The organism is Flavobacterium sp. JP2137, from assembly GCF_050562195.1.
GTDB lineage: Bacteria > Bacteroidota > Bacteroidia > Flavobacteriales > Flavobacteriaceae > Flavobacterium.
This window is the reverse complement of record NZ_CP191647.1, coordinates 2,548,153-2,571,078: the sequence shown is the minus strand read 5'-3', so window position 1 is coordinate 2,571,078 and position 22,926 is coordinate 2,548,153. Positions and strand designations below refer to the sequence as shown.

Below are 22,926 nucleotides of genomic sequence, written 5' to 3'. Positions count from 1 at the left end.
GTCCGTTTTCTTTTTTATTGTATAAATAAAATTGAATTACTACAAAGCTACGATATAAAAAACCCTTTTTACTCTAAATTTTACTTAAAAAACCTTCAAAAAATAGAGCAGTTTTCTAAAATATTAACATCTGACACCATCACATTCTCAGCCCTGCCCGTTCGCCCTGCACCGAGTGGCACTTTTTCCGCACAGCTCTGCGCGGTTGGATTTCAAAATCGAAGCACTGCTGCCGCGCCACTGCGGCATTAGCAAGTTCGAATCAATTGCCTGTAAATCCGTCGGAAAAAGCAGCAATTGTCCCCTTTACCCGTTCAAAAGCCACTAGATGTCCCAAAAGAACCATTAATGGTCTTTTAAATTTTGACCGCTGCTGTAGGTTATTATTCTTATTTAGTTTAAATTAGCCGACTGTTACCTAGCCCTTTTCCCGATGGATAGAAGGGATAGAAACAGGGAAATTTAATAATAAATACAAGTATTATGAGTAATAATCATGGTAAGCCTGCAGAATTAGACCACAGCAAAGTACAACCCAAAGCGCCTAAGGTACAAGAGTTAATCGCGAGTTCAAAGTCGTTGATTTTAGCGACTATCGACACCGAGGGAACGCCGAACTCGAGCTATGCTCCGTTTGTTAACTTGGATGGAAGTTTCCAAATTTTAGTTTCCTATATGGCCCGTCATACCAAAAACCTAAGAGATGGCAAAAAGGTTTCTTTTATGTTTATCGACGACGAGTCGGCCTCCCGTCAAATCTATGCGCGTAACCGCCTGACTATCGACAGCGAAGCGGCATTGGTAGAAAAGGGTGGCGATTTGTGGAACAGAGCATTGGAAGCCTTAAAGGAAAGACACGGAAAAGTGGTTGATGTCATCTCGGAAATGGACGATTTTATCATGTTTGATTTAAAACCGATTAAAGGGGCTTATGTCAATGGATTTGGCAGTGCATATTTTGTCAATGCGGCCTTGGAAGTGCAAGACCACAGAACGGGAAATCACGGTGCGCACCAAATAGATAACGAGCAAAACTAAGGTTTTTTCCATATAAAGCGAAAAGGCGAAACTGCGAGAAGCGGGTTTCGCCTTTTTTTATGAGGCCCTTTAGCACAAGTACCAGCGGTAAACCCCTATAAATACAAAGCGTGTACAAAGTGCGTACAAAGCATTACTCGATTAACTAGCCTTTGCTTGCGTTCGCGGGAAAAAAGTACAAAGCGCATACAAACGCCGTACAAACCTTTTTCAATGCTTACCGTCGTACTTTAATTCGTGACGCGTATTTTTGCAGGCTTACTACCGCGCTTTAAATCGCCACTGCTGTGGGATTATCTAAATCACAGGACTTTGGCGCTACAACAATATACTGTGTTGACTCGCCGTCAGTAAGTCGCGCACGACCCGATTGAGTTCGGTTTGTCGATCTGCCGCCGCTATACCCAGGTGGGGATATAAGTCCATCAACAGTTCGCGTCCCCTTTTTGCGGTGTGCTTGCAGTGGTTTTGTATCTGCAGTATCAGTTCGTCCGACACCGTAACTGCGGTTTGTAGCTGTTCCCACGACTGCTGTGCCAGCCGGTAAAATTCGCGGTGAAGCCCTTGAATTTCCGCTTCAATTTGCCTTGACCATTGCGCTTTCGAATTCAAACTCCCCAACGGTGTAGGGCGTTGCAACAGCGGTTGAGCCAATTCTAAAAAGTGTTTTTGCATGCCGATGTGGTTGGCGGTAATCGTCAGCACAGCCGACGCGCTAAAGGGATAGCGGTAAATCAGTTGCGCACTGTGGCCTGCCGGGGCATTAATGGCAAAAGAGCGGTTTTCGCTGAGCTTTAAATCCGATACCGCATAGCTGTGACTGGACGTGGCAACCATACCCATCGTATGCCAGTCTGTATTTACCACGACTTCGTCGGGCAAAAAGAAAAAGCTCTTGTAAATCGGTGCTCCCTGTTCATCGACCAAGCGCACTCCATTTCGTTCAATCTGGCAATTGGCCGTAAAAATCGTCGCGTGTGCCGCTGCCGTAACATAATCCCAATGGCCGTCGATCCGATATCCGCCTTCGATTTCGCGGGCTACGCCTTTAATCGCACCGCTACCGGCACAGCAAACCTGTGGATTGCCATAAATCTGTTCGAGTTGTTCCGCAGTGTAAAAACCGTAAAACGCATTGGCACCACTGACCAAAGTCACCGTCCATCCCAAGCTCCCGTCTATAGCCGCCAGCTGTTCTTGTAGTTGTAATCCGGAGATCAAATCCAATTCCAGCCCGCCACTTTCTTTGGGTACAAAGAGGTTAAAGAGTCGGTGTTCGTAAATAATTTCGAGTTGTTTGGGCGTCAAAGCCCCTAGTTTTTCAGCTGAAACAGCTTCTTGTTGCAGCAGTAGGCAAGTGGCCTCCGTCAAGTAATTCGTCATTTTTTATCTTTGTTTTATACCATCAATAAAAACAACGGGTATGCACCGCAGTGATCCAAGAATATCCTTTGCCAGCATTATCTGGCAAGTGCATAACGCCAAAGCGTTATTGGGTATTATCTCAGCGCTGATCGCAGACCTAACATCCGACAAACAGGCACCCCATTATTTTAAACTGCGGTAAATATACGCAGTGCTGGGGTATAAAGAAAGTAAACCCCGCTCAAGTTTGGCTTTAATGCCCGATCATGTGCTAGTGAAGCAGCTCGGAAATTTTTTGCTCCAGGCGATGTAAGCTGTTCCATTGCGCCTTCGTAAACTTGGACGATTGAACGGCGCCCGCCAAGCGCTGTTGCAGTAAGGCTGCCTGCGGCATTAATTGGGTGTATTCCGACAGGGCCTTTAGCTCTCCGTTTTGCACCTGGTGGTAGAGGCCCATAAAGTGGTGGACAAACAATTCATAATGCTGTAAAATCGCTTCGAACTCCTCCTCGTTCTCGAACTGCAGCGGTGGTAATTCCGCTACAACTGCGGCGAATTCTGACTGAAGTGCCTCCACCTTCGCAACAGGACGCGCAAAGGAGTTAATCTCCTTGCCCTCAACGTTCGGGCTGAGCAGGGCGTTCTGCTTACATCCCCACAACAATACAGAACACAGCAGCACAGTGCGCATTTTATTCATCAGCTATATATAAGAAACCGCCGTAAAAGTACCGAGCGGTCGCTTAGCCCCTTTACGGGAAACCTCATATCCTTAAAAGTATCACATCAAATCGCCAAATACGGCAGTGCTGTGAGGGAATTGGGTTTTAAATAGATGTATTCGCGCTTGCTATCGATTACTATTTGAAAGCGCTTTAAAAAATCACCGCCGATGACACTCATCTTTTGACGGTTTACAGCACCGCTAAAAAAGCTGACGGGTAGCTGATTTAACACGATCGGCCCAATGGTCAACTGTGGCAATATAGCCCTTTGGGTTTTTAGCACATTGCCAAACGAGTCCTTGAGTTCGCTTTCATCCACTATGGTCAATTTATCGGCTATTCCAAACGCTTCCACAAATACATCATCGAATAATACCGCAGCGGCATAACCGGAATGAATCAGGTATTTGTTACTCAGCTCTTGAGCACCTATAACAGCTGTGGCTTCTATAAATAAATAGCCGTTTTCGCTGAGCAGTCGGTGTTTGACATAGCTATCGATGTCCGCGGGCAGTTGTTGCGGCAACAGCAACACAGACCGGTCGAAATCGATTTGAATCACCTTGCCGTCAAACAGATTGATTCCGAATTTACCGTCGCTGTGCTGTCCGGAATTTTGATCTTCCCAAATCGGAACGTTTTCGAACTGCAAATCGCCCAGCTGAATGCGGTTAGACGGACTAAAGCGCGAGGCATTGACATCACCTCCCCAACTCTTTACCTGATCGACGCGCTCAAATTTTAAGTGCAAACGCCTTGTAGCTGCTTCGGTTAAGTGTACCGCATCGGCAGCGCTGTGAAACATCAAATCGAGGGTATCCACATCATTCAACACCACCTTCATCAACAGGTTGTTGTATTCCGTCAGTTCAAAGGGAATACGCGGAATAGCGCTTTCATTGGATTGCGCTTTGGCGCCGATGCTGCAACAGAGCAACAGGCTGATTAGAATCGGTTTCCACATAAACTCTAAATTACAGTCGTTTTTAAGTCGATTTTAAGTCGATTTTCGGTAAAAATACGTCAATTCACGGGTAAAACGGCGCAGGATATGCCGTTATTTTAGAGCTTTTTCCGCAGGCAAACCGGCAGTACTCATTGGCTCTTTTATCCAAAAAAACCGCTTTTGTTGCGGTATATCGCATCAAAAAGCGGTTGTTGATATAGCGGACTTGTCGGTTATTTTAAAGCAATCCTTAACTAGAGGGCGTTCGATCGGCCAAGGCCTTTTTCACCGCCGGGGCCACATGGGTGCCCAGCAGCTCAATCGATTTCATCAGGTCTTTATGCGCAGGTGCTCCGATATCGGTATGCAGCAAAAATCGCGTCAGTCCAAACATCTCTTGATGGTATAGGATTTTATCGACGAGTTGGTTGGCATCTCCGATAAACAAAGCGCCTTCGCGACTCCTTCCACCTTCGTACTGCTCTTTGGTATAGGGCGACCACCCCCTACTGCGCCCTACGCGATTCATTTGTTCGGCATAGTTGTCAAAATACGCATCGGCGGTCTGTTGGGCGTGTTCCCCGATCAAGCCGTGGGAATGAGTAGCCAATTGCATCTTGGACACATCGTGTCCCGCAGCGATGTACTCCTGACGGTATAGGTCAAAAAACGGCTTAAACTGCCGCGGCATACCGCCAATAATCGCAATGATCAACGGCAGTCCCAGTCGTGCAGCGCGAACCACCGATTCCGGCGTACCTCCTACCGCCACCCATATATCCAAGGGTTTGGTCGGTCGGGGCAATACTTCTTGCTCGTGTAAAGGCGCTCGAAACCGCCCCTGCCAATTAAACGTCGATTCGCTGGCATTAATCTGCAGCAGCAATTCCAACTTTTCGACAAACAAATCGGCATAATCGGCCAAGTCATAGCCAAACAGCGGAAAGGATTCGGTAAAGCTGCCCCGGCCCACGGTGATTTCCGCACGTCCATTTGACAGCAAATCGACGGTGGAGAAATTTTGAAAACTGCGCACCGGATCTACGGAACTCAAAACCGTTACCGAACTGGTCAGTTTAATGCGTTTGGTAATCGTCGCTGCTGCTGCCAAAATAATCTCTGGAGCCGAAACCGAAAAATCGGGTCTGTGGTGCTCACCGATACCAAATACATCTAGTCCCACTTCGTCGGCCAGTTTAATCTCTTCCATCATTTCCTGCAATCGCAGCTGTGGTGATTGGAATTTCTGGGTGTTTTTATCAAAGGACAAATCGCCAAACATACTAATGCCAAGTTCCATAAATTTGCTTTTTAAGATATTAAGGTCGCGCGCAATTCAATAGTCACCGCGGCCAAAGCTTTGGACAACGGACATACTTCCTTGGCTTTTTGCGCCGTAGCCACAAAGGTATTCGAGTCGATTTGTGGCACTTTTCCCTCGACGATAAGCAGAATCAAAGCGATACCGCCATCTTTAAATGTCACCTGAGCTTCGGTGTGTAAGGTATCGGGTACAAACCCTTGTTCGCCAAGCAAAGCGCTGAGCTGCATGGTAAAACAACCGGCATGTGCCGCTCCTAACAATTCTTCTGGGTTGGTGCCGGGATTGCCGTCTTCAAATCGGGTTTTAAAGCCATAAGCGGCCTGATTCAACGCCTTGCTCTCCGTGCTGATAGTGCCGGTTCCCGTTTTTAAGTCTTTCTGCCATTGGGCAGTTGCTGTTCTGGTAAATTTCATATCTAGATGGTTTTGGTTTCATGGGTCTCTTGTGGCTGACCGAGTACTTTGCAGTCCAAATTTTCACAACAGCCACAGCCGTTTGGACTTTAGACCGCCCCACTCACGCCGCTCCTGATATAAATTTAATCTATTTATTTTAGATAGTGGTCTTTTTAGTAAATATGCTTAAGTGCAGATTCGTTGATTTGCTTAAAAGCAGATTCGATGATTCGCGGATTCGATGATATGCTTAAGAGCGGATTCGATGATTTGCGGATTCGCGGATTCGCCTGTTGATGCAAAGGAGGAAGATGTGCTATTTAACGAAGGAAGATGGGACAATTTTCTGCAAAGAAAAGCGGATTCGATGATTTGCTTAAGAGCAGATTCGTTGATTCGCGGATTCGATGATTTGCCCGTTGATGCAAAGGAGGAAGATGTGCTACTTAACGAAGGTAGATGGGACAATTTTCTGCAAAGGATGGCGGAGTTGTGAAAAAGCTTAAGAGCGGATTCGATGATTCGATGATTCGATGATTTGCCTGTTGATGCAAAGGAGGAAGATGTGCTATTTAACGAAGGTAGATGGGACAATTTTCTGCAAAGGATGGCGGAGTTGCGAAAAAGCGGATTCGATGATTCGCGGATTCGATGATTTGCCCGTTGATGCAAAGGAGGAAGATGTGCTACTTAACGAAGGAAGATGAGACAATTTTCTGCAAAGGATGGCGGAGTTGTGAAAAAGCGGATTCGATGATTTGCTTAAGAGCAGATTCGTTGATTTGCGGATTCGATGATTCGCCTGTTGATGCAAAGGAGGAAGATGTGCTATTTAACGAAGGTAGATGGGACAATTTTCTGCAAAGAAAAGCGGATTCGCGGATATGCTTAAGAGCGGATTCGATGATTTGCTTAAGAGCAGATTCGATGATTCGCGGATTCGATGATTTGCCTGTTGATGCAAAGGAGGAAGATGTGCTATTTAACGAAGAACAATTTTCTGCAAAGGAAAGTGTATTTGCACACAAGCTCAAGAGCGGATTCGATGATTCGATGATTCGATGATATGCGGATTTGCTCGTTTATGCAAAGGAGGAAGATGTGCTATTTAACGAAGGACAGTTTTCTGCAAAAGAAAGTGCATATACGAATGGGCGAATGGATAAATAATCGCATAAGCCCAGACGTTGCTCATCAAATCAAAAAATTAATGTCCCCAAGGTTTGTTCGGTACGGGTAGTGGTTGGTTCCACTCAAAGCGCACTTGAAAGTGGTTGGGGTTATCGACCTTTCTCAGGTTATAGGTATATCCCTGATCATCTATGGTTACCCACCACACATTGCCGGCTGCTGCGGGCAGCATATCGGTGGTTTGTTGATCGGCTGGAAAGTATTGAATTTGGTCGCCACCCGTATTGGTAGTCGTACCGCCGTATTGGGTAATCTTATCTTCCGAGCCGTCTTTTAAGCGGTGGTCGTGTTTGAGTTGTATGCCCTGTGCTGTTTTGGTAAACACCCACGTTCGAGAGTGGTCGTCCCCGACATAGAAGGGTACTTTTATTTCATTTTCCGAGCAGCTCATCACGTACATGGACAGGGCTTGGTCGGCAAAATCATTCGGTATGGGTTCGGTGGTCATTTTACCGGCATAAGCCTGACCGCAGCGCGCTTTTAATTGATTCCAAAAAGTCTCTTGGGCATTTTTTTGCTGTGCAAAAATCGATGTCGTCGCAAAAAGGACAACAACTACAAAACGATTGAACTTCATCATCTCTATTTTCGGGTTATTTTCAAATATAGCACTTTTTATCGGGATGTCTGCCCACAAAAGCTCCAAAACGGTTCGCTATATAGGGTCCTTAGTCGGCCGTTCGCCCTTTGGTCTTCTTGATTTGACCGCAGTTGTTTTTTGTCAGCGAAGTCGCTACCAAAATTCCTATCAACAACAAAAAATAATTTATCCTCATCGCTCTCCTCTTTAATGGTTTATTCCAATATAGCTCAATTTTAGCATATATGCAAGCCTTTGTGAACATAAGTAAATAAAACACCTCCTTTTAACCGAATTGAGCAAGTGATTAATGTTGGCTTAACCGAACCAATATACTATTACTGAAGGTTAGTTAGGGGTTTATAATGTGGACAGCTCATAAGCTTACTCGACCAAAAGCAAAAAAAAGTCAAAATGAGGGGTTTTAAACGTATATAAAATCGCTATTTATTTATAAGAGAATGAATATTCACTTATATTTGCAGCACAAATAAAACAGGCATGAGAGTTCGTGATCTCGACAAACAAAAAACGGTTAAAGAAAATGCGATTGCCATGATCGGCCGTGGTGGTTTGGAGAATTTCAGCATCAACAAATTGGCCAAGCTGTCTCGTGTTTCCGTAGCGACCATTTACATCTATTACAAGGATAAGGACGATTTGATCGTGCAACTCGCCACGGAGCAAGGAGAGGAATTGGCCGACTTGATCCTCAGGGATTTTTCGCCCGATATGACTTTTGAAGCGGGACTGCGGCAGCAGTGGATCAACCGCTACCAGCAGATGATGTTTAAGCGCGATGCCGTTTTATTTATGGTACAGGTTAAGAGTTCGTCCTATTACCGCGATTTTCTGGCTGTACTGATGAAACGCATCAAACTGCAACTCAATCAATTTTTGGAAAATGCCATAGCGCGTCGCGAGATTTTCCCCATTCCCCTAGAGGTGTATTGGTCTATCGCTCATGCTCCGCTGTATTCCTTGATCAAGTTTCACTACGAGGAACTCGGTTTGGAGGGCAAACCCTATCAGTTGACCGAAGCGGTTTTATGGCAGACCTTTGACCTGGTTATCCGCGCGTTAAAAATCAATCCGAATCACGATCAACCCCATGGCGCTCCCCCGCACAGCTTTTAAAAAAATACCCAGCTTCAACCTACGGTAGCACTTATTATGGAAAAGAAAAAAACGGTTTCCTTTACGGGATACGAAAAATTTGTCATCTTTATATTAGCCATCACCCAGTTTACGGTGATCTTGGACTTTATGGTCATGTCGCCACTGGGCGATTTGCTCTTAAAATCCCTGGATATGGATACCCGCGATTTCGGTATAGCCGTGTCGGCTTACGCTTTTAGTGCGGGGATTTCCGGATTGCTGACCGCGGGTTTTGCCGATAAATTTGACCGCAAAAAACTGCTGTTATTCTTTTATATCGGTTTTATAGTGGGTACTTTATTTTGCGGATTGGCCAATTCGTATATCACCTTGGTAGCCGCCCGTATTTTTACCGGCTTGTTCGGCGGGGTTATCGGTTCGATTTCCATGGCAATCATCACCGATATCTTTAGCTTGCAACAACGCGGACGAGTAATGGGTTTTGTACAGATGGGTTTTGGCGCCAGTCAAGTTTTGGGAATTCCCATCGGACTGTATGTCGCACATAAATGGGCTTGGGAAGCGCCGTTTTTTATGATTGTAATTATGGCGGTTTTCATAGCAGCCAGCATAGCACTGTGGTTAAAACCGGTCAATGCGCATTTGGCGGTACAGCAGGAAAAAAAGGCTTTGTTGCACCTGTGGCACACCTTAAAAGACAAGGATTATCGCATCGGATTTATGGCCACGGGTATCTTGTCTGTCGGCGGATTTATGATGATGCCCTTTGGAACGGTTTTCGCCGTTAACAACCTGGGGGTAAGCGAAGCCCAATTGCCGATGTTGTTTATGCTATCGGGAATCAGCTCGCTGGCCATGATGCCCTTTATCGGAAAACTCAGTGACCGTATGAGCAAGTTTAAACTCTTCGCCATAGCCTGTATTTGGTTGATGGTGGTTTGCGTGGTCTATACCAATTTTGGGGTTACCCCGTTTTGGTTGGTGGTTATCACCAATATTTTAATGATGCTGGGAATCATGGGACGTATGGTTCCGTCTTCCGCCTTGAGCAGCGCCGTTCCGGAAATGAAAGACCGCGGTGCTTATATGAGTATCAATGCATCGCTGCAACAGATTTCCGGTGGTATAGGTGCAGCGGTTGCGGGTGTCATCGTCTATCAGGAGCACAAAAACAGTCCGTTGATCAATTACGATATCGTCGGTTATGTGGTGGTGGTCATCTCGATTATCAGTATAGTGATGATGGGACGCGTTGATCGAATGATCAAGCGAAAAACGCCTTCTTCGTCTTTGCAAAAGTCCTTGGATGACGTACCGTTGAACGACAGCCATTAGCGAATAAGGGCTTAGCCACCGAATCTTTTCTTTGCGAATTGCCAAAAAAAGGCTGCGTATGACTCGGAACGTTAAGCCCATTGCAAAAATGACAAACAAATTGCTTTATTCTCGCGCACTTTCTCCCCGAACTTTTAGAACGGGTGTCGGACATCCATAAAATAAGGGCGACTACCTTTCGGCAACGCCCTTATTTCGTAAAAATACCCCAGCCTAAGGGCATCAGCAACCATTAAATTTTTAGCCTTGGTCCAATTCCAATCGAATGCTGTTGAGTTCGATTAAGGCCTGGTCTTTTTCCCGGGTAAAATAAAAGTTATCTGCGGCAAAGAGCTCTTGATAATAGCGGATGCCGTCCAGGAGGTTTTGCTTGAATTTCAGTAATTTTTTTTCTTTCATCGCGTTAAAATCGCGGAGTAATTCGGTTTTTTCACCCAGGAAATGATCGCGATACATACGCAGTTCCTTGATAAAGAAGTGCGGGCGTGGCGCATCGATTATGCTGTGCTCTCGACTGTAAATATGTTGAATCATCGTTTTTAGCGATACTTCCTTATCAAAATACGCCATATTGGGACCGGGGCAGATTACTATGCCCTGCGCTTCGCCTTTAATTGGCAATTCGTGTTCCAACAAAGAGGCATTGGCCAAGCCGATACACAGACAAGCTTTTTCGGTGATTGCGCGGTAGCGCTCCTCAAAATGGGCGTCGGTCAATTGCGGCTTTTGCGCTTCTAACTCCATTATCTTCTTGTCTTGAAATTTCCTCGATGCCGTGCACAAGCCCTGATTGGTGTATTCCTTGTTTAGAGCCAGGTATTTGCGCGGACAAGAACTACCGGCCTTTTCCTTTAAAATTCGTTGGGTTCTGTACAGGTCGTTACTCATGCCTTTAACCGTATTAAAGGGAATGCCCAAAGGAGACAGTGCACTGAGATACAAATCGTCTTCCTTGGCATTTTGCAAGAGTTCGCGGGTTTTTTTATCCACTGAAGTCGCTTCGGGTACCAGTAAAAAAGGGGTTCCCCAACCGACGGAGCTCAACTGATAGCGGTCGAGTAAAAACGCGTGTTCTTCTGCCGTGCCCACTCCACCTTGAGCGGTAATATTCAAGGGCAAAGGAGATTCGGGCAGGTGTCGCTCCTTTTGCAGCAGGGCCTTGCACATCAATTCGTGTGTGGCCTTTTGCAGTTCTTCTCTTTTTTCTTTGAACTCTTCCAATATGGGACCCAACAAATAGCCCTCGGTAGCAAAGGCATGTCCCCCACAGTTTAAGCCCGATTCAATGCGATACTCCGACACCCATAGGCCTTTTTTGGCCAAAAAGCTGCCTTGTATCATCGCCGATCTATAATCGCTGACCTTTAGGATAATCCGCTTGGGAAGTTCGTTGTTGGCATTGGGATAAAAATCGTCAAAGGTTTCGAAATAGCTGAATAAACGCGGATTCATACCTGCAGACAACACCACAGACGAATTGAGCGTACTCTGCGCAAACCCCCTTAAGGCGGCATGAGCATCGTTGTAAATACTGTCTAAGGGCTGGTTTTTATCAAAGTTTTCCTTGTCGACCTTGGTCATGATATTGACATCGATATCGCCGGGTTTGAGCTGCTGATCAATAAAGTTGATCAGATTTTGTTTAAACGGCGTTTCTTGAATAAACTTTTGGAACTCCCGACGGATTTCCGAGCTGCTCGGCAGCATTTCGATGTAGTTTTCCACGGCTTTTTTGCTCTCGCTGAGCTCTTCTTTCCACTGTGAAAACTTCTGCTTGACAATTTTATCGACCAAATTCAAATAAGAAGTTATGCGCTTACAGCGAAAATCCTCCATCTTTTTGGTGATTTCCTGATAGGGAAAACCGAATTGCAGGCTGTAAAACTGATTCATCTTTTCCATCAATTCGTCGTCCATGACCGAAATCACAGAGGAAATTCCATATTTTGCGACCCGTATTGGGCTATCGATGGTATAGGCCAATCCCATCACGGGAATGTGAAAGGTGTGTAAGGATTTAGTTGACATGATTTAGTTGTTTTTAATAAGAAGCACAATACTAATGATTAAAAATGGCACCTAAGCTGATAATTATCATGATTTTACGGCAAAATCGATTGAAAAAATCGCAAATTTTGAAGTTAATAATTTCTTGTTGTAATCAAATATTTCCTATATTTATTCTTTTATTTAAAACGCTCCTAATGAAGCTTTCAGACGATCACCGGCTGTTTTTTTTTGTATTAAAACAATAACAACCGATGGTGTATTTATCAATTTACTAAAGTTAGATTAACCTTAAGTTAACATTACTATCTTTACTTCGCACCACTTAAATAACATGAAATGTCTATAAATTCGTTTTTTAAAATGTTTACCCCAAAGGATAAGGTTTTCTTTCCATTATTAAAGGAGGCTTCATCCAGTTTAATCCAACTAGCCGAATTGCTACATGAGTGTGTAAATGCGCCGAAAGACCAAAGGGAAGCGTATTTTGCCGAAATTTCCAAGTTGGAAGCCAAGATTGAGGGGCTAAAGCAGCGAATCAATATTGAATTGGGAAAAAACTTCATCACTCCTTTTGACCGCGAAGATATTTTCGCCTTGATCAAAGCCATAGATTATGTTGCCGACAACTTAAATGGAGCGGCGAACAGAATGAAGATTTACCAAGTTGCGAAAATTTCCAAATCGATACGCAAACTCACCGAGGTCAACTTGGATGCGTGTAAATTGATTGGCGAAGCCATTGAAGAACTCAAAGAAATGCGCAATCTAGGCAATATCAATGTCATCTGTGAAAAGATCAATAAATTGGAAGCCAAATCGGACAAGATTTTCGACAAGGCGGTTCAAGAGATTTTCGAGAACGAGATGGACGCCAAAAACATCATAAAATACAAGGAGGTACTTTCTTCTTTAGAATCAGCTGCAGACCAATGCAAGAGTGTTGCATACGTTTTAGAAGCTATATCTGTTAAACATTCATAGCGGATTATGGAACCATTTACATTACTGATTGTCGTCATCGTTTTGGCCTTTGTCTTTGATTATATCAACGGTTTTCACGATGCTGCCAATTCTATAGCCACCATAGTTGCGACTAAGGTTTTAACGCCGTTTCAAGCGGTACTATGGGCTGCCTTTTTTAACTTTGTCGCCTATTTTATTTCTAAATACTGGTTTCAAGAATTTAAGATTGGTAATACCATCGCCAAATCGGTCAACGAAGACTTTATCACATTGGAGGTTATTTTTGCCGGATTAATCGCAGCGATTATCTGGAATTTAATCACTTGGAAATTCGGAATCCCCTCTTCTTCTTCCCATACTTTAATCGGAGGATTTATCGGAGCAGCCATGATGCATGCGGGAGGATTTACCGGTATAACCGGCGAGCACGTCATCGTATACGCCAAGGTGATTCCCATAGTGTTGTTTATCTTTTTTGCCCCGTTGATCGGAATGCTACTCGCCTCGATTATCACGCTGTCCATACTCCATTTATTCAAGCATGCCAATCCGAAAAAAGCGGAGAAGTGGTTTAAAAAAATGCAGTTGGTCTCTTCGGCTATGTTCAGTTTGGGACATGGAGGAAACGACGCACAGAAGGTGATGGGTATCATTGGAGCAGCGGTGATTTTCTATCACGTAGATGCGGGACATCAAGATTGGATCAATTCTCCGGATCGCTTTAATTACTTTGTCGATCAATGGGGTTGGGTACCTTTGTTATCCTTTATCATTATCGGTTTAGGAACGATGAGTGGCGGTTGGAAAATCGTAAAAACCATGGGAACCAAAATCACCAAAGTCAACTCTTTGGAAGGGGTTAGTGCGGAAACCGCAGGAGCGTTAACGCTTTATATCTCCGAGTTTTTTGGTATACCCGTTTCCACGACACACACCATTACCGGTTCTATAATCGGTGTTGGACTAACCAAGCGCGTTTCGGCCGTACGCTGGGGAATTACCATCAGCCTGCTTTGGGCTTGGGTATTGACCATTCCCGTATCGGCAGCCATAGCCGCATTGATTTACACCCTGATTAAATTGTTTTAAAAAACATACTCACCATATAAAATATCCTTGTTACCTCGCGTGGCAAGGATATTTTTTTTTTTGCTCTAAAATTCGCCGAGAAAGCCGCTGGATTTTCTCCATAAAAACCGATAAAATTTTCGAGCGTTTCGATCAAAATTGTACTTTTGTAAAAATTTTTTTTGATGGAATTATATTATACTTTCTCTATTTTAATAGTACTTGCCTCCTTTTTTGCCTACTTAAATTTACGCTTTTTAAAACTTCCCGGTACCATAGGAATCATGCTTATTGCCCTGTTTGTATCTTTGGGCATACGCTTTTTGGGCGCTTCGGTATTTCCCGATACGACCAAGCATTTCTTTACCCTGATTCAGGAATTTGACTTCAATGAAATTCTGATGGGCGCCATGCTAAACTTTCTGTTGTTCGCCGGGGCTTTGCACGTCAACATATCCGATTTAAAGGACCAAAAATGGGCTATTGCCACCTATTCGACGATCAGTGTGGTCTTGTCGGCCCTGATCATCTCCGCCCTGCTCTATTACATCGCGCCGTGGTTTGGCATACACATCCCCTATATCTTCTGTTTGCTCTTTGGCACACTGATCTCTCCCACAGATCCTATAGTAGTCCTGGGCATCTTAAAACAAGCCAAGGTACCCAAGCACCTCGAGACCAAGATTACAGGTGAATCCCTCTTTAATGACGGGGTGGCCGTAGTGATGTTTGCTATAGTGCTCAAATTGGCCACAGATACGGAATTCGACGTAACTGTGGGTTCGGTTTCGCTGTTGTTTTTAAAGGAAGCCGTAGGCGGCGTACTCCTGGGAGGCGCTTTGGGCTATACCGCCTCTAAGGTGATGAAGCAAATCGACGATTACAAGGTTTCGGTTTTGATCACCCTCTCGATTGTTATGGGCGGGTTTTTAATCGCTAAAGCCCTACACGTATCGAGTCCGCTAGCGATGGTCATCGCCGGATTGATCATTGGAAACTTTGGCAAATCGGTTGCGATGAGCGAGCAAACGCGCGATTATTTGGGTAAGTTCTGGGAGCTGATCGATGAGATTATGAATGCGATATTATTCCTGTTTATCGGTTTTGAATTGCTATTGCTACCGGATATTTACGAGCAATTGGTTTTGGGAGTCGCCGCCATATTCATCGTGCTCTTTTCGAGAATGCTCTCTATATTAATACCGGTAAAATCCATTTTGCGAACCAATACCTATTCCAGAGGCTCGCTCATTGTGATGGTTTGGGGCGGGATTCGCGGAGGGGTTTCCATCGCGTTGGTGCTTTCCATGCCCGCGGGAGAATGGAAGGATTTGTTTTTGGAAATCACCTATATCGTCGTGCTTTTCTCCATAGTGGTTCAAGGCCTAACCGTTGGTAAATTGGCAAAGAAAATATTAAAGGATTAACTCCCAATAAAGCATATATTACACCAATAAAAACTTTTTTTGCCTAAAATAAACCGTTAATAGTCCTTAAAATTGAAATATATTTTATAAAAGTAAATTATAGTTTTACTATTCCATAATAAAGCTGTAATTTCACTTTTTAGAATTAAAACAAGAATTTATCTTAAAATAGAATTATAAATCAGCAAAACATTAATTTTGATATGATTATTATTTTTTATTACTTAGCCTTAGGAATGGCAGCACTAAAATCTAATCGTATTTCTTTGTTTGACTGCAAGGTGTTTTTGTCGACACCAATTCTAGTTGACACCGCGGTTTGTAAGTTCGCATTTGCCAAAAGGGCAAAAGCGGGATTTTGCACCGCTGAATTAACGAACAGAGCTATGTTCTTGCGCCTATTCGCAACACAAGTACTTGCAGTCCGACGGGCAAATTGCGGACTCAAAGCAACTTGGTTTACGGCTGTTTTAGCCGTTGTAGAAACTGTGAATGCCTTTATAATTAGTGGTTGTGGCAAATTATCAGTCGGAATATATCGTGGGTGTAATACCGAATTAAAATCATTTTTTTTAAATAAGCATCAGCTGCTTTAATCACAATTATAATTCTTTTAACATGAAAATCAGTCATTTAGATCATTTGGTTTTAACAGTGGCAAATATTGAAAAAACTTGTGAGTTCTACAGTGAAATACTAGGAATGGACATCGTCACGTTTGAAAAAAATAAGAAAGCCTTACAATTTGGCACTCAAAAAATAAACCTGCATCAGTTCAAACAAGAAACCTTTCCCAAGGCACGTAATTCCACTCCGGGTTCTGCCGATTTGTGTTTGATTACCCTAACGCCTTTAGACGAGGTTTTACAAGAACTCACAGAGAAAAACATTCCCGTATTAGAAGGGGGAATTACCGAAAGGATCGGCAGCACAGGAAAGATTAATTCCATATTTTTTAGAGATCCCGATTTAAACTTAATTGCCGTGAGCAATTATATATCTTAAGCACACAAACCGACCTGGACTTTAAAGCCTCGTCGGTTTTTTTTGTATCCCCCCCTGCTTTCCCTGCAAGTTTTCTCGGCGGATTCACCTATGTGCGAATGACGAATGGACAATTGTTGGATTATACGCAATTTTCAATTCCCTCAGATTTCCGTATTAATCGGGTTTTGATTCATTTTTTCCGCGGTTTATTACAGCTTTTAGCGATTTCTTTACATCGTTGTCCGCTGGCGCTTTTATTTGGGTGATTTTTGTTGGCATACTATCGATATGACTACGAACTCACACTCCGCAAGCTTTTGGAATGAAAATAACCGCCGCATCCCCCTTTGGAGAAGATTGTTTTTTAGAACGCCTAAAAGCACCAAGGGATTGGCGACACCAAACTGCATCCATCAGCGTTGCAGCGGTATTTCCTTGGGTAATCACGCCGTCAAATCCATCTTGTTTTCCACCGATATCGCTTTGATCGACCACAGTGATGCCGATGCCGTGTTGGCGGTATATCCCTTTCCACCCTCGGCTAAGATTATGAAAACCCTGATTGATTTTACCGATAAGGCCGTTATTTGCGGTATAGGAGGTGGACTCACCCAGGGCAGCACGGCACTAGATATGGCCCAGCAAGCAGAGCAACTCGGTGCCGTAGCGGTCATCGTCAATCAACCGTTTCCCAACAAAGACATCGAAAAGATAAAACGAACCATAGGCATTCCCATTATCTCGAGTATTTCGATCGGCGATTTTGATTTTCGCCGGCGTATCGATGCCGGTGTCGATCTCTTTCACATTACCGGTGGCCAGGAAACCTGTCGCATTATACAACACATCAACCACCATTATCCCGATTACCCCATTATCGCCACCGGCGGAAAAACCCTGGGCAATATCCACGAGGTCATCGACGTGGGTGCACAAGCCATAGTACTTACTCCGCCTTCAAACGGGACCTTGTTTAAATCGATCATGCAGCAATACCGACAGGGTTCCTAACACGCCCTATTCCAAACAAAAGAGGTCGCTCACAATTAATTTTGGGCGACCTCTTTTTTTTGTATAAATCATCGAAATATCGTCCTATTCTTCCAAAAAAACCATTTAAATCGATAAAAAGCCCCCCTAGAAAGGTTTTAAAGCCGTAATAAATCAAGTGTTTCCGATAAAGAAACCGCCTTGTTAAACCGCTATAATGTTAAAAATTAAATTTTATTTGGAATTAGAACATTTATTTTTTTTATTTACAAAAACGATTAAAACCTGCCATTTTGTACTTTTTTATGTTTTTTTAATCAGTAATATATCATATACAAACAAAAAAAACTATTAATTAGCGGTGTTTAATAAAATTTTCTCAATAGCTTTTAACACCCAAAATACTGCGCCTCAGTGCAAATTGCAGCAGTAAGAGCAGTAGCCCTTAGCCTATATTTAAAACCTCCATAGACATGAACAAACTAAAACAACGGGGAATAGTATTTGTTTTCCTTAGCCTTTTTATCGCGACCAATATGTCCGCACAAGATATGTATATAAAAATCTCTGAAAAAGATTGTTCGAGTTGTTACTCGGCGCTTTCCTCCTATGTATTTAATGATTCGGACGATCATGACTACAAATTGCTCTTTCCAGAAAATTATCGGGGATTGCGTTTTGAGAAATTCAATAAGACGCATTTTAATCAGAAATTGGATTTAAAAAAGGTGGTGTTCTCCGATGATTTAATCACTAAATCCGAACCCTATCTCGGACAGCTATCGGGTTTATTCGTTCTAGACAACCAAACAGCCGAGTTGTTGCTTTATTTAAAGTCAGAAGATTTTACGAAATTACCCGATGTACACAAGCGCTTAAAATCCTTTAAATCTGTTCAAAACAAGCTCAATTTTGACAATAAAGGCATATCCGAGCGCGTTTTGACGCGATACTCACTGTCCGAAAACAAGCTTTTTTACGTGGATTTGCTGTATAAAAACCTCTATATCGTCGACGGCGATGGGAAGGTGCGGGAATTTGATTTTACCGATTTGAACCTCGATCAAATCGTGGAAAAATCAATGGATCAAACGGACTATGCCGTTTACCTCAAAAACAAAAAATTCATGGAATCCATAGGAAAGAAAAGCATTGACCTGTTTAACTTACTGTATTACAACCACGCGCTTTATATAGACTTTGTCATTCCTAAAATAACCGAAACCACCGTAGACGGCACCCCGAATTATGGCATTTACAATATCTTAAAAATGGCCATACTCTCCGAAGAGGATTTATTCAACAATCAATTTAACGCCAATATCTACGATATTGACTACGATAATAACGATGAATACTACTACACCACAAATAGTTTAGTTCGCGCTGACAAGCTGTATAAATTAAATCAGTTTATCTACGCCCCGACCGCTACAACAACCCCTCCTCTAATTAGCGAATTGAAAATCGATGAAAGTAAAAAGCAAATTGTCTTTGAAAAATACCTCGAAGATTTGTACGCCTTAGATTTTCAAAAGCAAGCGGATTACAATACAGCACAGTTGATCAACAATATAGAGCTCGAGGTTTTTGATCAATTTATACTGCTTAAAAATCATCCCTACCTCATAGATGTGGCGCGCAAACGCACAATCCAACTGGAATATCAAGACCCGGTGGATGAGGAATACACCAATCATCAAGTGTGGCGCGATAAGGATGACGATTATAAAATGTTGATCAGCAGCAAAAAAGGGTATTCGCTATACACCTACAACAAGGATTTCCAATTTAAAAAATCAACGGAATTACACTTTAGCCGTGCGGTTAAAAATGCTTATTTCACAAATGATAAGTTGTTTTTAATAACGGACAAGGGCGTTTATTGCACGAGCAATTTCGACAATTAAAAAGAGTTGGCAAGTACCCCAAAAAAAAGAGGCTGTCCTTTTGAGACAGCCTCTAAATCAATATCAAGTGGATTGCTTATTTTAATTCAATCAGCAACTGTTCCGCTGTTCTATATCCCATAATATTTTGAGATATTTTTTGATCGGCCCCCAACACGATCATCGTGGGAAAGGCGCGAACTTTTAAAAATTCTGCAAATTGATGCAAGCTGTTACGACTATTGGCTCTAGCGGCATCGTAGCGGGGATTGGAATAGTTCTTACCCGAGAAAGCAATCTTTTCATCGCCTTCTGCATTAAACTTTACCGCATAATAGTTGGCATTGATCAATTCGGCGATTTTGGCATCGCTAAAGGTATGGGCATCGAGCATTTTACACGGTGGACACCAATTGGTATACACATCGATAAAGATGGGTTTAGCCTTTTTTTTCTGAGCGGCGATCGCCTGGTCGAAGCTCATCCATTTTATTTCTTGCGCTTGGGTACTCACTCCCACTATGGCAAAAAACAAAACACATAATAACTGTTTTGTCATGATTTTTTTATTTTAATTGTTTTTAAAAGAAAATGCGGTCGCCTTAAAAAAAGCGGTTGTAACCGCGAAAATTTAAAATAAAAAAGCGTTTGGAGGCGGTGTTATTAATTGAATATATGGAGGTGAATGGATGTCTGGTAGATAGAAAAAGCGCTTAAGAGTCCAAAACGCGGGCTTGTAAAACTCAAAATTGAAAGGAAGGGTATTCATCAAGGTTTCGCAAGAAACCGTAAATACCTGAACGGCTTTAGACTGAATGCCTTTTTTTAGTTCCCAATTTTTGGTAGGCGAAGTGGTTTGTACTTGGCATACTTTTCGAAAGCACACTGACGCATTTCCCGAACACAATTTGGCAGACGACAGCGAGAACGGTTGTATAAAATACACCGTAAATATGATAAAAAACCATCGCGCAATATGTGAGTCTTTCATTTGCATTGTGTCAAAAATAATGCTTTTCCCTATTCCCTTTCTCTAACTAAAAGTTAAATTTAAAAGGATAGCTTATTTTGCAGATTCGCGGATTTGCGGATTCGATGATTCGCCAGTTTTCGGAAAATAGATTGATTTGCGATTTAGCTTATTCGCGGATTTGAGGATTCGCCTATTTGCAGATTCGCGGATTTGCGGATTCGATGATTCGCCAGTTTTCGGAAAATAGTTCGATTTCCGATTTAGCTTATTCGCGGATTTGAGGATTCGCCTAATTGCAGATTTGAGGATTTGAGGATTCGATGATTCGCCAGTTTTCGGAAAGTAGATCGATTTTCGATTTAGCTCATTCGCGGATTTGAGGATTCGCCTATTTGCAGATTCGCGGATTCGATGATTCGATGATTCGCCAGTTTTCGGAAAATAGTTCGATTTCCGCAATCCTAGGCGAATTAACGCAGCAGCAAGTTAGTCCTTTAAAAAAGTGGGGGTTGGAATTTTAGCAATCCTAGGCGAATTTATCCAATAGACGCCTCAGCGAGTTAGTCCTATAAAAAGTGGGGGTTGGAATTTCAGCGATTCTAAGCGAATTAGCGAATGAACGCAGCAGCTAATATGCATTAAAAAAAATCTCCCTAAGCAGAATTGGAAGCCTGACATAGGGAGTAACGCCAGTCAAATAACAAACTTGACCAACAGTGCAATATTAAGAAAAGGATTTGGTATTCTAGGTGTTTTCAGCGCTTTTTATTTAATTATTTTTGCCGAACAAAAGCGTATAAAACAGATGCTGCTAAAGAAAAAGCAATCAGCCCTTTACAGGTTCAAAGCCGCGAAAAAACAGGCTATAAACGGGAATCGGCACCCGCAGTTTTTACGTCATCGTCGTTTTTTAGCCCGCTTACGACCGTAAAAAACGGCGTAAAACGCCGAAGAGCCCCTAAATGCCGACCGGTAAAACTTTAATCCCTTGTTATTTTAAGACGAGTTTTTCCAAGACTTGTATTAAATAGTCGCTATTTTTTGGGTTCTGTGCCCATAAGGGAAGGGCTGTTCCCCCCTGGGTGTTTTGATGCTGCGCCAAGCGGAGTTGCTCGATCTCGTATTGGATGGCGCGTAGGTGATCTCGGTTATAGGCCCACAGCAGGCCATAAGCGGTATCGGTGCAATACCACAGATCGAATCCAAAAAACGGATCGCAAACAAGATTTGCCTCCACTACGCCATCTTTGCCTCTACCCGCCTTGGAATGGGCCTTAAATTTCGGGGTGTTTTTGTAGCGCAGTGCAAAGTTACAACTCACGCAAAAAAAACGCAGCTGAGCTTCATTTTCTGCTGCAGTAGCCGCTGCTTGCCCTCCAAAAACAGCTGCCATCGCTTGACACTTCGGACATACCACCGCCATTTCCGCTATAAAATCTTCATCTTGAATGCTGTAAATACTCATAAATCTATAGTGCACATGCCCCTGCTAAACTCCGTAAGTTGCTGTCGCTAGTTCCGACCAAAGAAACGGCTGTTTGTTTATAGGCTGTTGAATTAAACCGTAAATTAACCAAATCATCCCGTATAGAATAATACCTATTACCGGGTATTTTTATTATACTTTTCCTTATTTTATTGCATATACATCATTATTTAACCCGTTAAACAAAACAATTAACAAATATCCATTGGGCATATTGTTATATTTTTGTAACTTGCACATCACTTTATTAACGAAAATTTATGGCACCAAATCATCAATCTATCTTTTCTCAGGAACGGGAATTGAGCCAGCAACTGCATGCGGTTCAGCGCAATCTGGCTCAAGGTATGTACGGCATAGCCGACTTGGGAAACATATTACCCGCTTCGGTCATGTTACACGATATGGTCGAGCTGCAACCTCAGGGAATCAGTTATATGAATAACTGGGGGTGTGAACGCTTGGGAACTTCTGTAGCGGAAATTAACACCATGGGCGATACGTATTATAGCAAATACTTTATCCAAGAAGAAACTTCTGCGATATTTGATGGATTGCGCGGTTTTCTCGACGATGAAGATTTCTCGAAGCAATACAACTTCTTTCAGCGCGTCAAGCTGCATCGGGAAACGACCTATAAATGGTTTTACACCGTTTGCAAATTGATTAAAATTACCCATGAAAAGGAGGTTTTAGACAAGATGATTTTATTGTCCAGCCCGGTAGAAGGTATCGATTATATGATCAATCGCGTCAATAAAGTCCTCGATGAGGATATTTACATCAAGAACAATTACAAGACTTTTGCCTTGTTGACCAAACAAGAAAAGGTGATTATCGCCTTAATCGCCCAGGGTAAGTCGTCTAAGGAAATTGCCGATGAGCTCTTTATTTCCATACATACCGTAAGCACGCACCGCAAAAACATCATCCAAAAAACCAGCTGCACTTCCTTTGCCAGCCTCCTCAAATTTGCCATGGCTTTCGAATTGCTGTAGCGCTTTACCTCTCTCCCCTTTAGGAAATATCCTCTGCACTCGCCTACAAAAGAAAGACGGCCTTAGTCAAAAAATAAAAAAACTGCTTATCTTCACGGCGTTTTGCGGATGTAAACC

23 protein-coding genes are annotated in these 22,926 nt (G+C 43.0%); 13 read left to right on the top strand and 10 right to left on the bottom strand.

The features are described from left to right. Window positions 1–483 precede the first annotated feature (483 nt). Window positions 484–1,038 carry a pyridoxamine 5'-phosphate oxidase family protein gene (locus ACQZ43_RS11340; protein ID WP_430612717.1) on the top strand — a complete coding sequence of 185 codons (555 nt, stop codon included), beginning with the start codon at window positions 484–486 and terminating at the stop codon, window positions 1,036–1,038. Window positions 1,039–1,356: 318 nt separating this feature from the next. Here the strand turns inward: ACQZ43_RS11340 and ACQZ43_RS11335 are convergent, their stop codons facing one another. The 5 genes from ACQZ43_RS11335 to ACQZ43_RS11315 all read right to left on the bottom strand — a co-directional run bounded on the left by ACQZ43_RS11335 (window position 1,357) and on the right by ACQZ43_RS11315 (window position 5,811). Further along, on the bottom strand, window positions 1,357–2,421 hold the full coding sequence (locus ACQZ43_RS11335; protein WP_430612715.1) for a hydroxylase: 1,065 nt from the start codon (window positions 2,419–2,421) through the stop codon (window positions 1,357–1,359). Between the two features lie 253 nt (window positions 2,422–2,674). Next, window positions 2,675–3,103 (bottom strand): hypothetical protein, encoded by a 429-nt coding sequence (locus tag ACQZ43_RS11330; protein ID WP_430612714.1) that lies wholly within the window; start codon window positions 3,101–3,103, stop codon window positions 2,675–2,677. 86 nt (window positions 3,104–3,189) lie between these two features. Continuing rightward, window positions 3,190–4,092, bottom strand: a complete 903-nt coding sequence (locus ACQZ43_RS11325; protein ID WP_430612712.1) for a hypothetical protein — start codon at window positions 4,090–4,092, stop codon at window positions 3,190–3,192. A gap of 232 nt (window positions 4,093–4,324) precedes the next feature. Beyond that, window positions 4,325–5,374 carry an LLM class flavin-dependent oxidoreductase gene (locus ACQZ43_RS11320; protein WP_430612710.1) on the bottom strand — a complete coding sequence of 350 codons (1,050 nt, stop codon included), beginning with the start codon at window positions 5,372–5,374 and terminating at the stop codon, window positions 4,325–4,327. Window positions 5,375–5,385: 11 nt separating this feature from the next. Continuing rightward, window positions 5,386–5,811, bottom strand: a complete 426-nt coding sequence (locus ACQZ43_RS11315; protein WP_430612708.1) for an OsmC family protein — start codon at window positions 5,809–5,811, stop codon at window positions 5,386–5,388. A gap of 247 nt (window positions 5,812–6,058) precedes the next feature. Here ACQZ43_RS11315 and ACQZ43_RS11310 point away from each other — a divergent pair, with 247 nt between their 5' ends. Continuing rightward, complete coding sequence (locus tag ACQZ43_RS11310) at window positions 6,059–6,289, top strand: hypothetical protein (protein ID WP_430612706.1); 231 nt, start codon at window positions 6,059–6,061, stop codon at window positions 6,287–6,289. Between the two features lie 257 nt (window positions 6,290–6,546). Then, window positions 6,547–6,858 (top strand): hypothetical protein, encoded by a 312-nt coding sequence (locus ACQZ43_RS11305; protein ID WP_430612704.1) that lies wholly within the window; start codon window positions 6,547–6,549, stop codon window positions 6,856–6,858. A 142-nt stretch (window positions 6,859–7,000) separates the two neighbouring features. Here the strand turns inward: ACQZ43_RS11305 and ACQZ43_RS11300 are convergent, their stop codons facing one another. After that, window positions 7,001–7,564, bottom strand: coding sequence for a hypothetical protein (locus ACQZ43_RS11300; RefSeq protein WP_430612702.1), 564 nt, complete (start codon window positions 7,562–7,564; stop codon window positions 7,001–7,003). Window positions 7,565–8,065: 501 nt separating this feature from the next. On the opposite strand from ACQZ43_RS11300, the gene ACQZ43_RS11295 reads away from it, so the two are divergent. Together ACQZ43_RS11295 and ACQZ43_RS11290 are read left to right on the top strand one after the other, a co-directional pair. Continuing rightward, window positions 8,066–8,701 carry a TetR/AcrR family transcriptional regulator gene (locus ACQZ43_RS11295; protein WP_430612700.1) on the top strand — a complete coding sequence of 212 codons (636 nt, stop codon included), beginning with the start codon at window positions 8,066–8,068 and terminating at the stop codon, window positions 8,699–8,701. Between the two features lie 36 nt (window positions 8,702–8,737). After that, a complete protein-coding gene (locus ACQZ43_RS11290; RefSeq protein ID WP_430612698.1) occupies window positions 8,738–10,018 on the top strand; it encodes an MFS transporter in 1,281 nt (426 codons plus the stop codon). Window positions 10,019–10,258: 240 nt separating this feature from the next. Here the strand turns inward: ACQZ43_RS11290 and ACQZ43_RS11285 are convergent, their stop codons facing one another. Continuing rightward, window positions 10,259–12,046 carry a hypothetical protein gene (locus ACQZ43_RS11285; protein ID WP_430612696.1) on the bottom strand — a complete coding sequence of 596 codons (1,788 nt, stop codon included), beginning with the start codon at window positions 12,044–12,046 and terminating at the stop codon, window positions 10,259–10,261. A gap of 318 nt (window positions 12,047–12,364) precedes the next feature. Here ACQZ43_RS11285 and ACQZ43_RS11280 point away from each other — a divergent pair, with 318 nt between their 5' ends. From ACQZ43_RS11280 to ACQZ43_RS11250, 7 genes are all read left to right on the top strand, one after another. Then, window positions 12,365–13,009 (top strand): DUF47 domain-containing protein, encoded by a 645-nt coding sequence (locus ACQZ43_RS11280; protein WP_430612694.1) that lies wholly within the window; start codon window positions 12,365–12,367, stop codon window positions 13,007–13,009. Between the two features lie 6 nt (window positions 13,010–13,015). Continuing rightward, window positions 13,016–14,080 carry an inorganic phosphate transporter gene (locus tag ACQZ43_RS11275; RefSeq protein ID WP_430612692.1) on the top strand — a complete coding sequence of 355 codons (1,065 nt, stop codon included), beginning with the start codon at window positions 13,016–13,018 and terminating at the stop codon, window positions 14,078–14,080. A 164-nt stretch (window positions 14,081–14,244) separates the two neighbouring features. Next, window positions 14,245–15,486, top strand: coding sequence for a cation:proton antiporter (locus tag ACQZ43_RS11270; protein ID WP_430612690.1), 1,242 nt, complete (start codon window positions 14,245–14,247; stop codon window positions 15,484–15,486). Window positions 15,487–15,689: 203 nt separating this feature from the next. Beyond that, the gene (locus ACQZ43_RS11265; RefSeq protein ID WP_430612688.1) at window positions 15,690–16,082 is read left to right on the top strand and encodes a hypothetical protein; all 393 of its coding nucleotides are present in this window, start codon (window positions 15,690–15,692) and stop codon (window positions 16,080–16,082) included. A gap of 22 nt (window positions 16,083–16,104) precedes the next feature. After that, window positions 16,105–16,491, top strand: coding sequence for a VOC family protein (locus ACQZ43_RS11260; RefSeq protein WP_430612686.1), 387 nt, complete (start codon window positions 16,105–16,107; stop codon window positions 16,489–16,491). Window positions 16,492–16,761: 270 nt separating this feature from the next. Continuing rightward, window positions 16,762–17,484, top strand: a complete 723-nt coding sequence (locus ACQZ43_RS11255) for a hypothetical protein (protein WP_430612684.1) — start codon at window positions 16,762–16,764, stop codon at window positions 17,482–17,484. Window positions 17,485–17,936: 452 nt separating this feature from the next. Further along, the gene (locus tag ACQZ43_RS11250; RefSeq protein ID WP_430612682.1) at window positions 17,937–19,373 is read left to right on the top strand and encodes a hypothetical protein; all 1,437 of its coding nucleotides are present in this window, start codon (window positions 17,937–17,939) and stop codon (window positions 19,371–19,373) included. 76 nt (window positions 19,374–19,449) lie between these two features. Here the strand turns inward: ACQZ43_RS11250 and ACQZ43_RS11245 are convergent, their stop codons facing one another. From ACQZ43_RS11245 to ACQZ43_RS11235, 3 genes are all read right to left on the bottom strand, one after another. Continuing rightward, the gene (locus tag ACQZ43_RS11245; RefSeq protein ID WP_430612680.1) at window positions 19,450–19,911 is read right to left on the bottom strand and encodes a thioredoxin family protein; all 462 of its coding nucleotides are present in this window, start codon (window positions 19,909–19,911) and stop codon (window positions 19,450–19,452) included. Window positions 19,912–19,983: 72 nt separating this feature from the next. Beyond that, on the bottom strand, window positions 19,984–20,343 hold the full coding sequence (locus ACQZ43_RS11240) for a hypothetical protein (protein WP_430612678.1): 360 nt from the start codon (window positions 20,341–20,343) through the stop codon (window positions 19,984–19,986). Between the two features lie 973 nt (window positions 20,344–21,316). Further along, window positions 21,317–21,790, bottom strand: coding sequence for a hypothetical protein (locus tag ACQZ43_RS11235; RefSeq protein WP_430612676.1), 474 nt, complete (start codon window positions 21,788–21,790; stop codon window positions 21,317–21,319). A gap of 281 nt (window positions 21,791–22,071) precedes the next feature. Here ACQZ43_RS11235 and ACQZ43_RS11230 point away from each other — a divergent pair, with 281 nt between their 5' ends. After that, a complete protein-coding gene (locus tag ACQZ43_RS11230) occupies window positions 22,072–22,809 on the top strand; it encodes a response regulator transcription factor (protein WP_430612674.1) in 738 nt (245 codons plus the stop codon). Window positions 22,810–22,926: the final 117 nt, after the last annotated feature.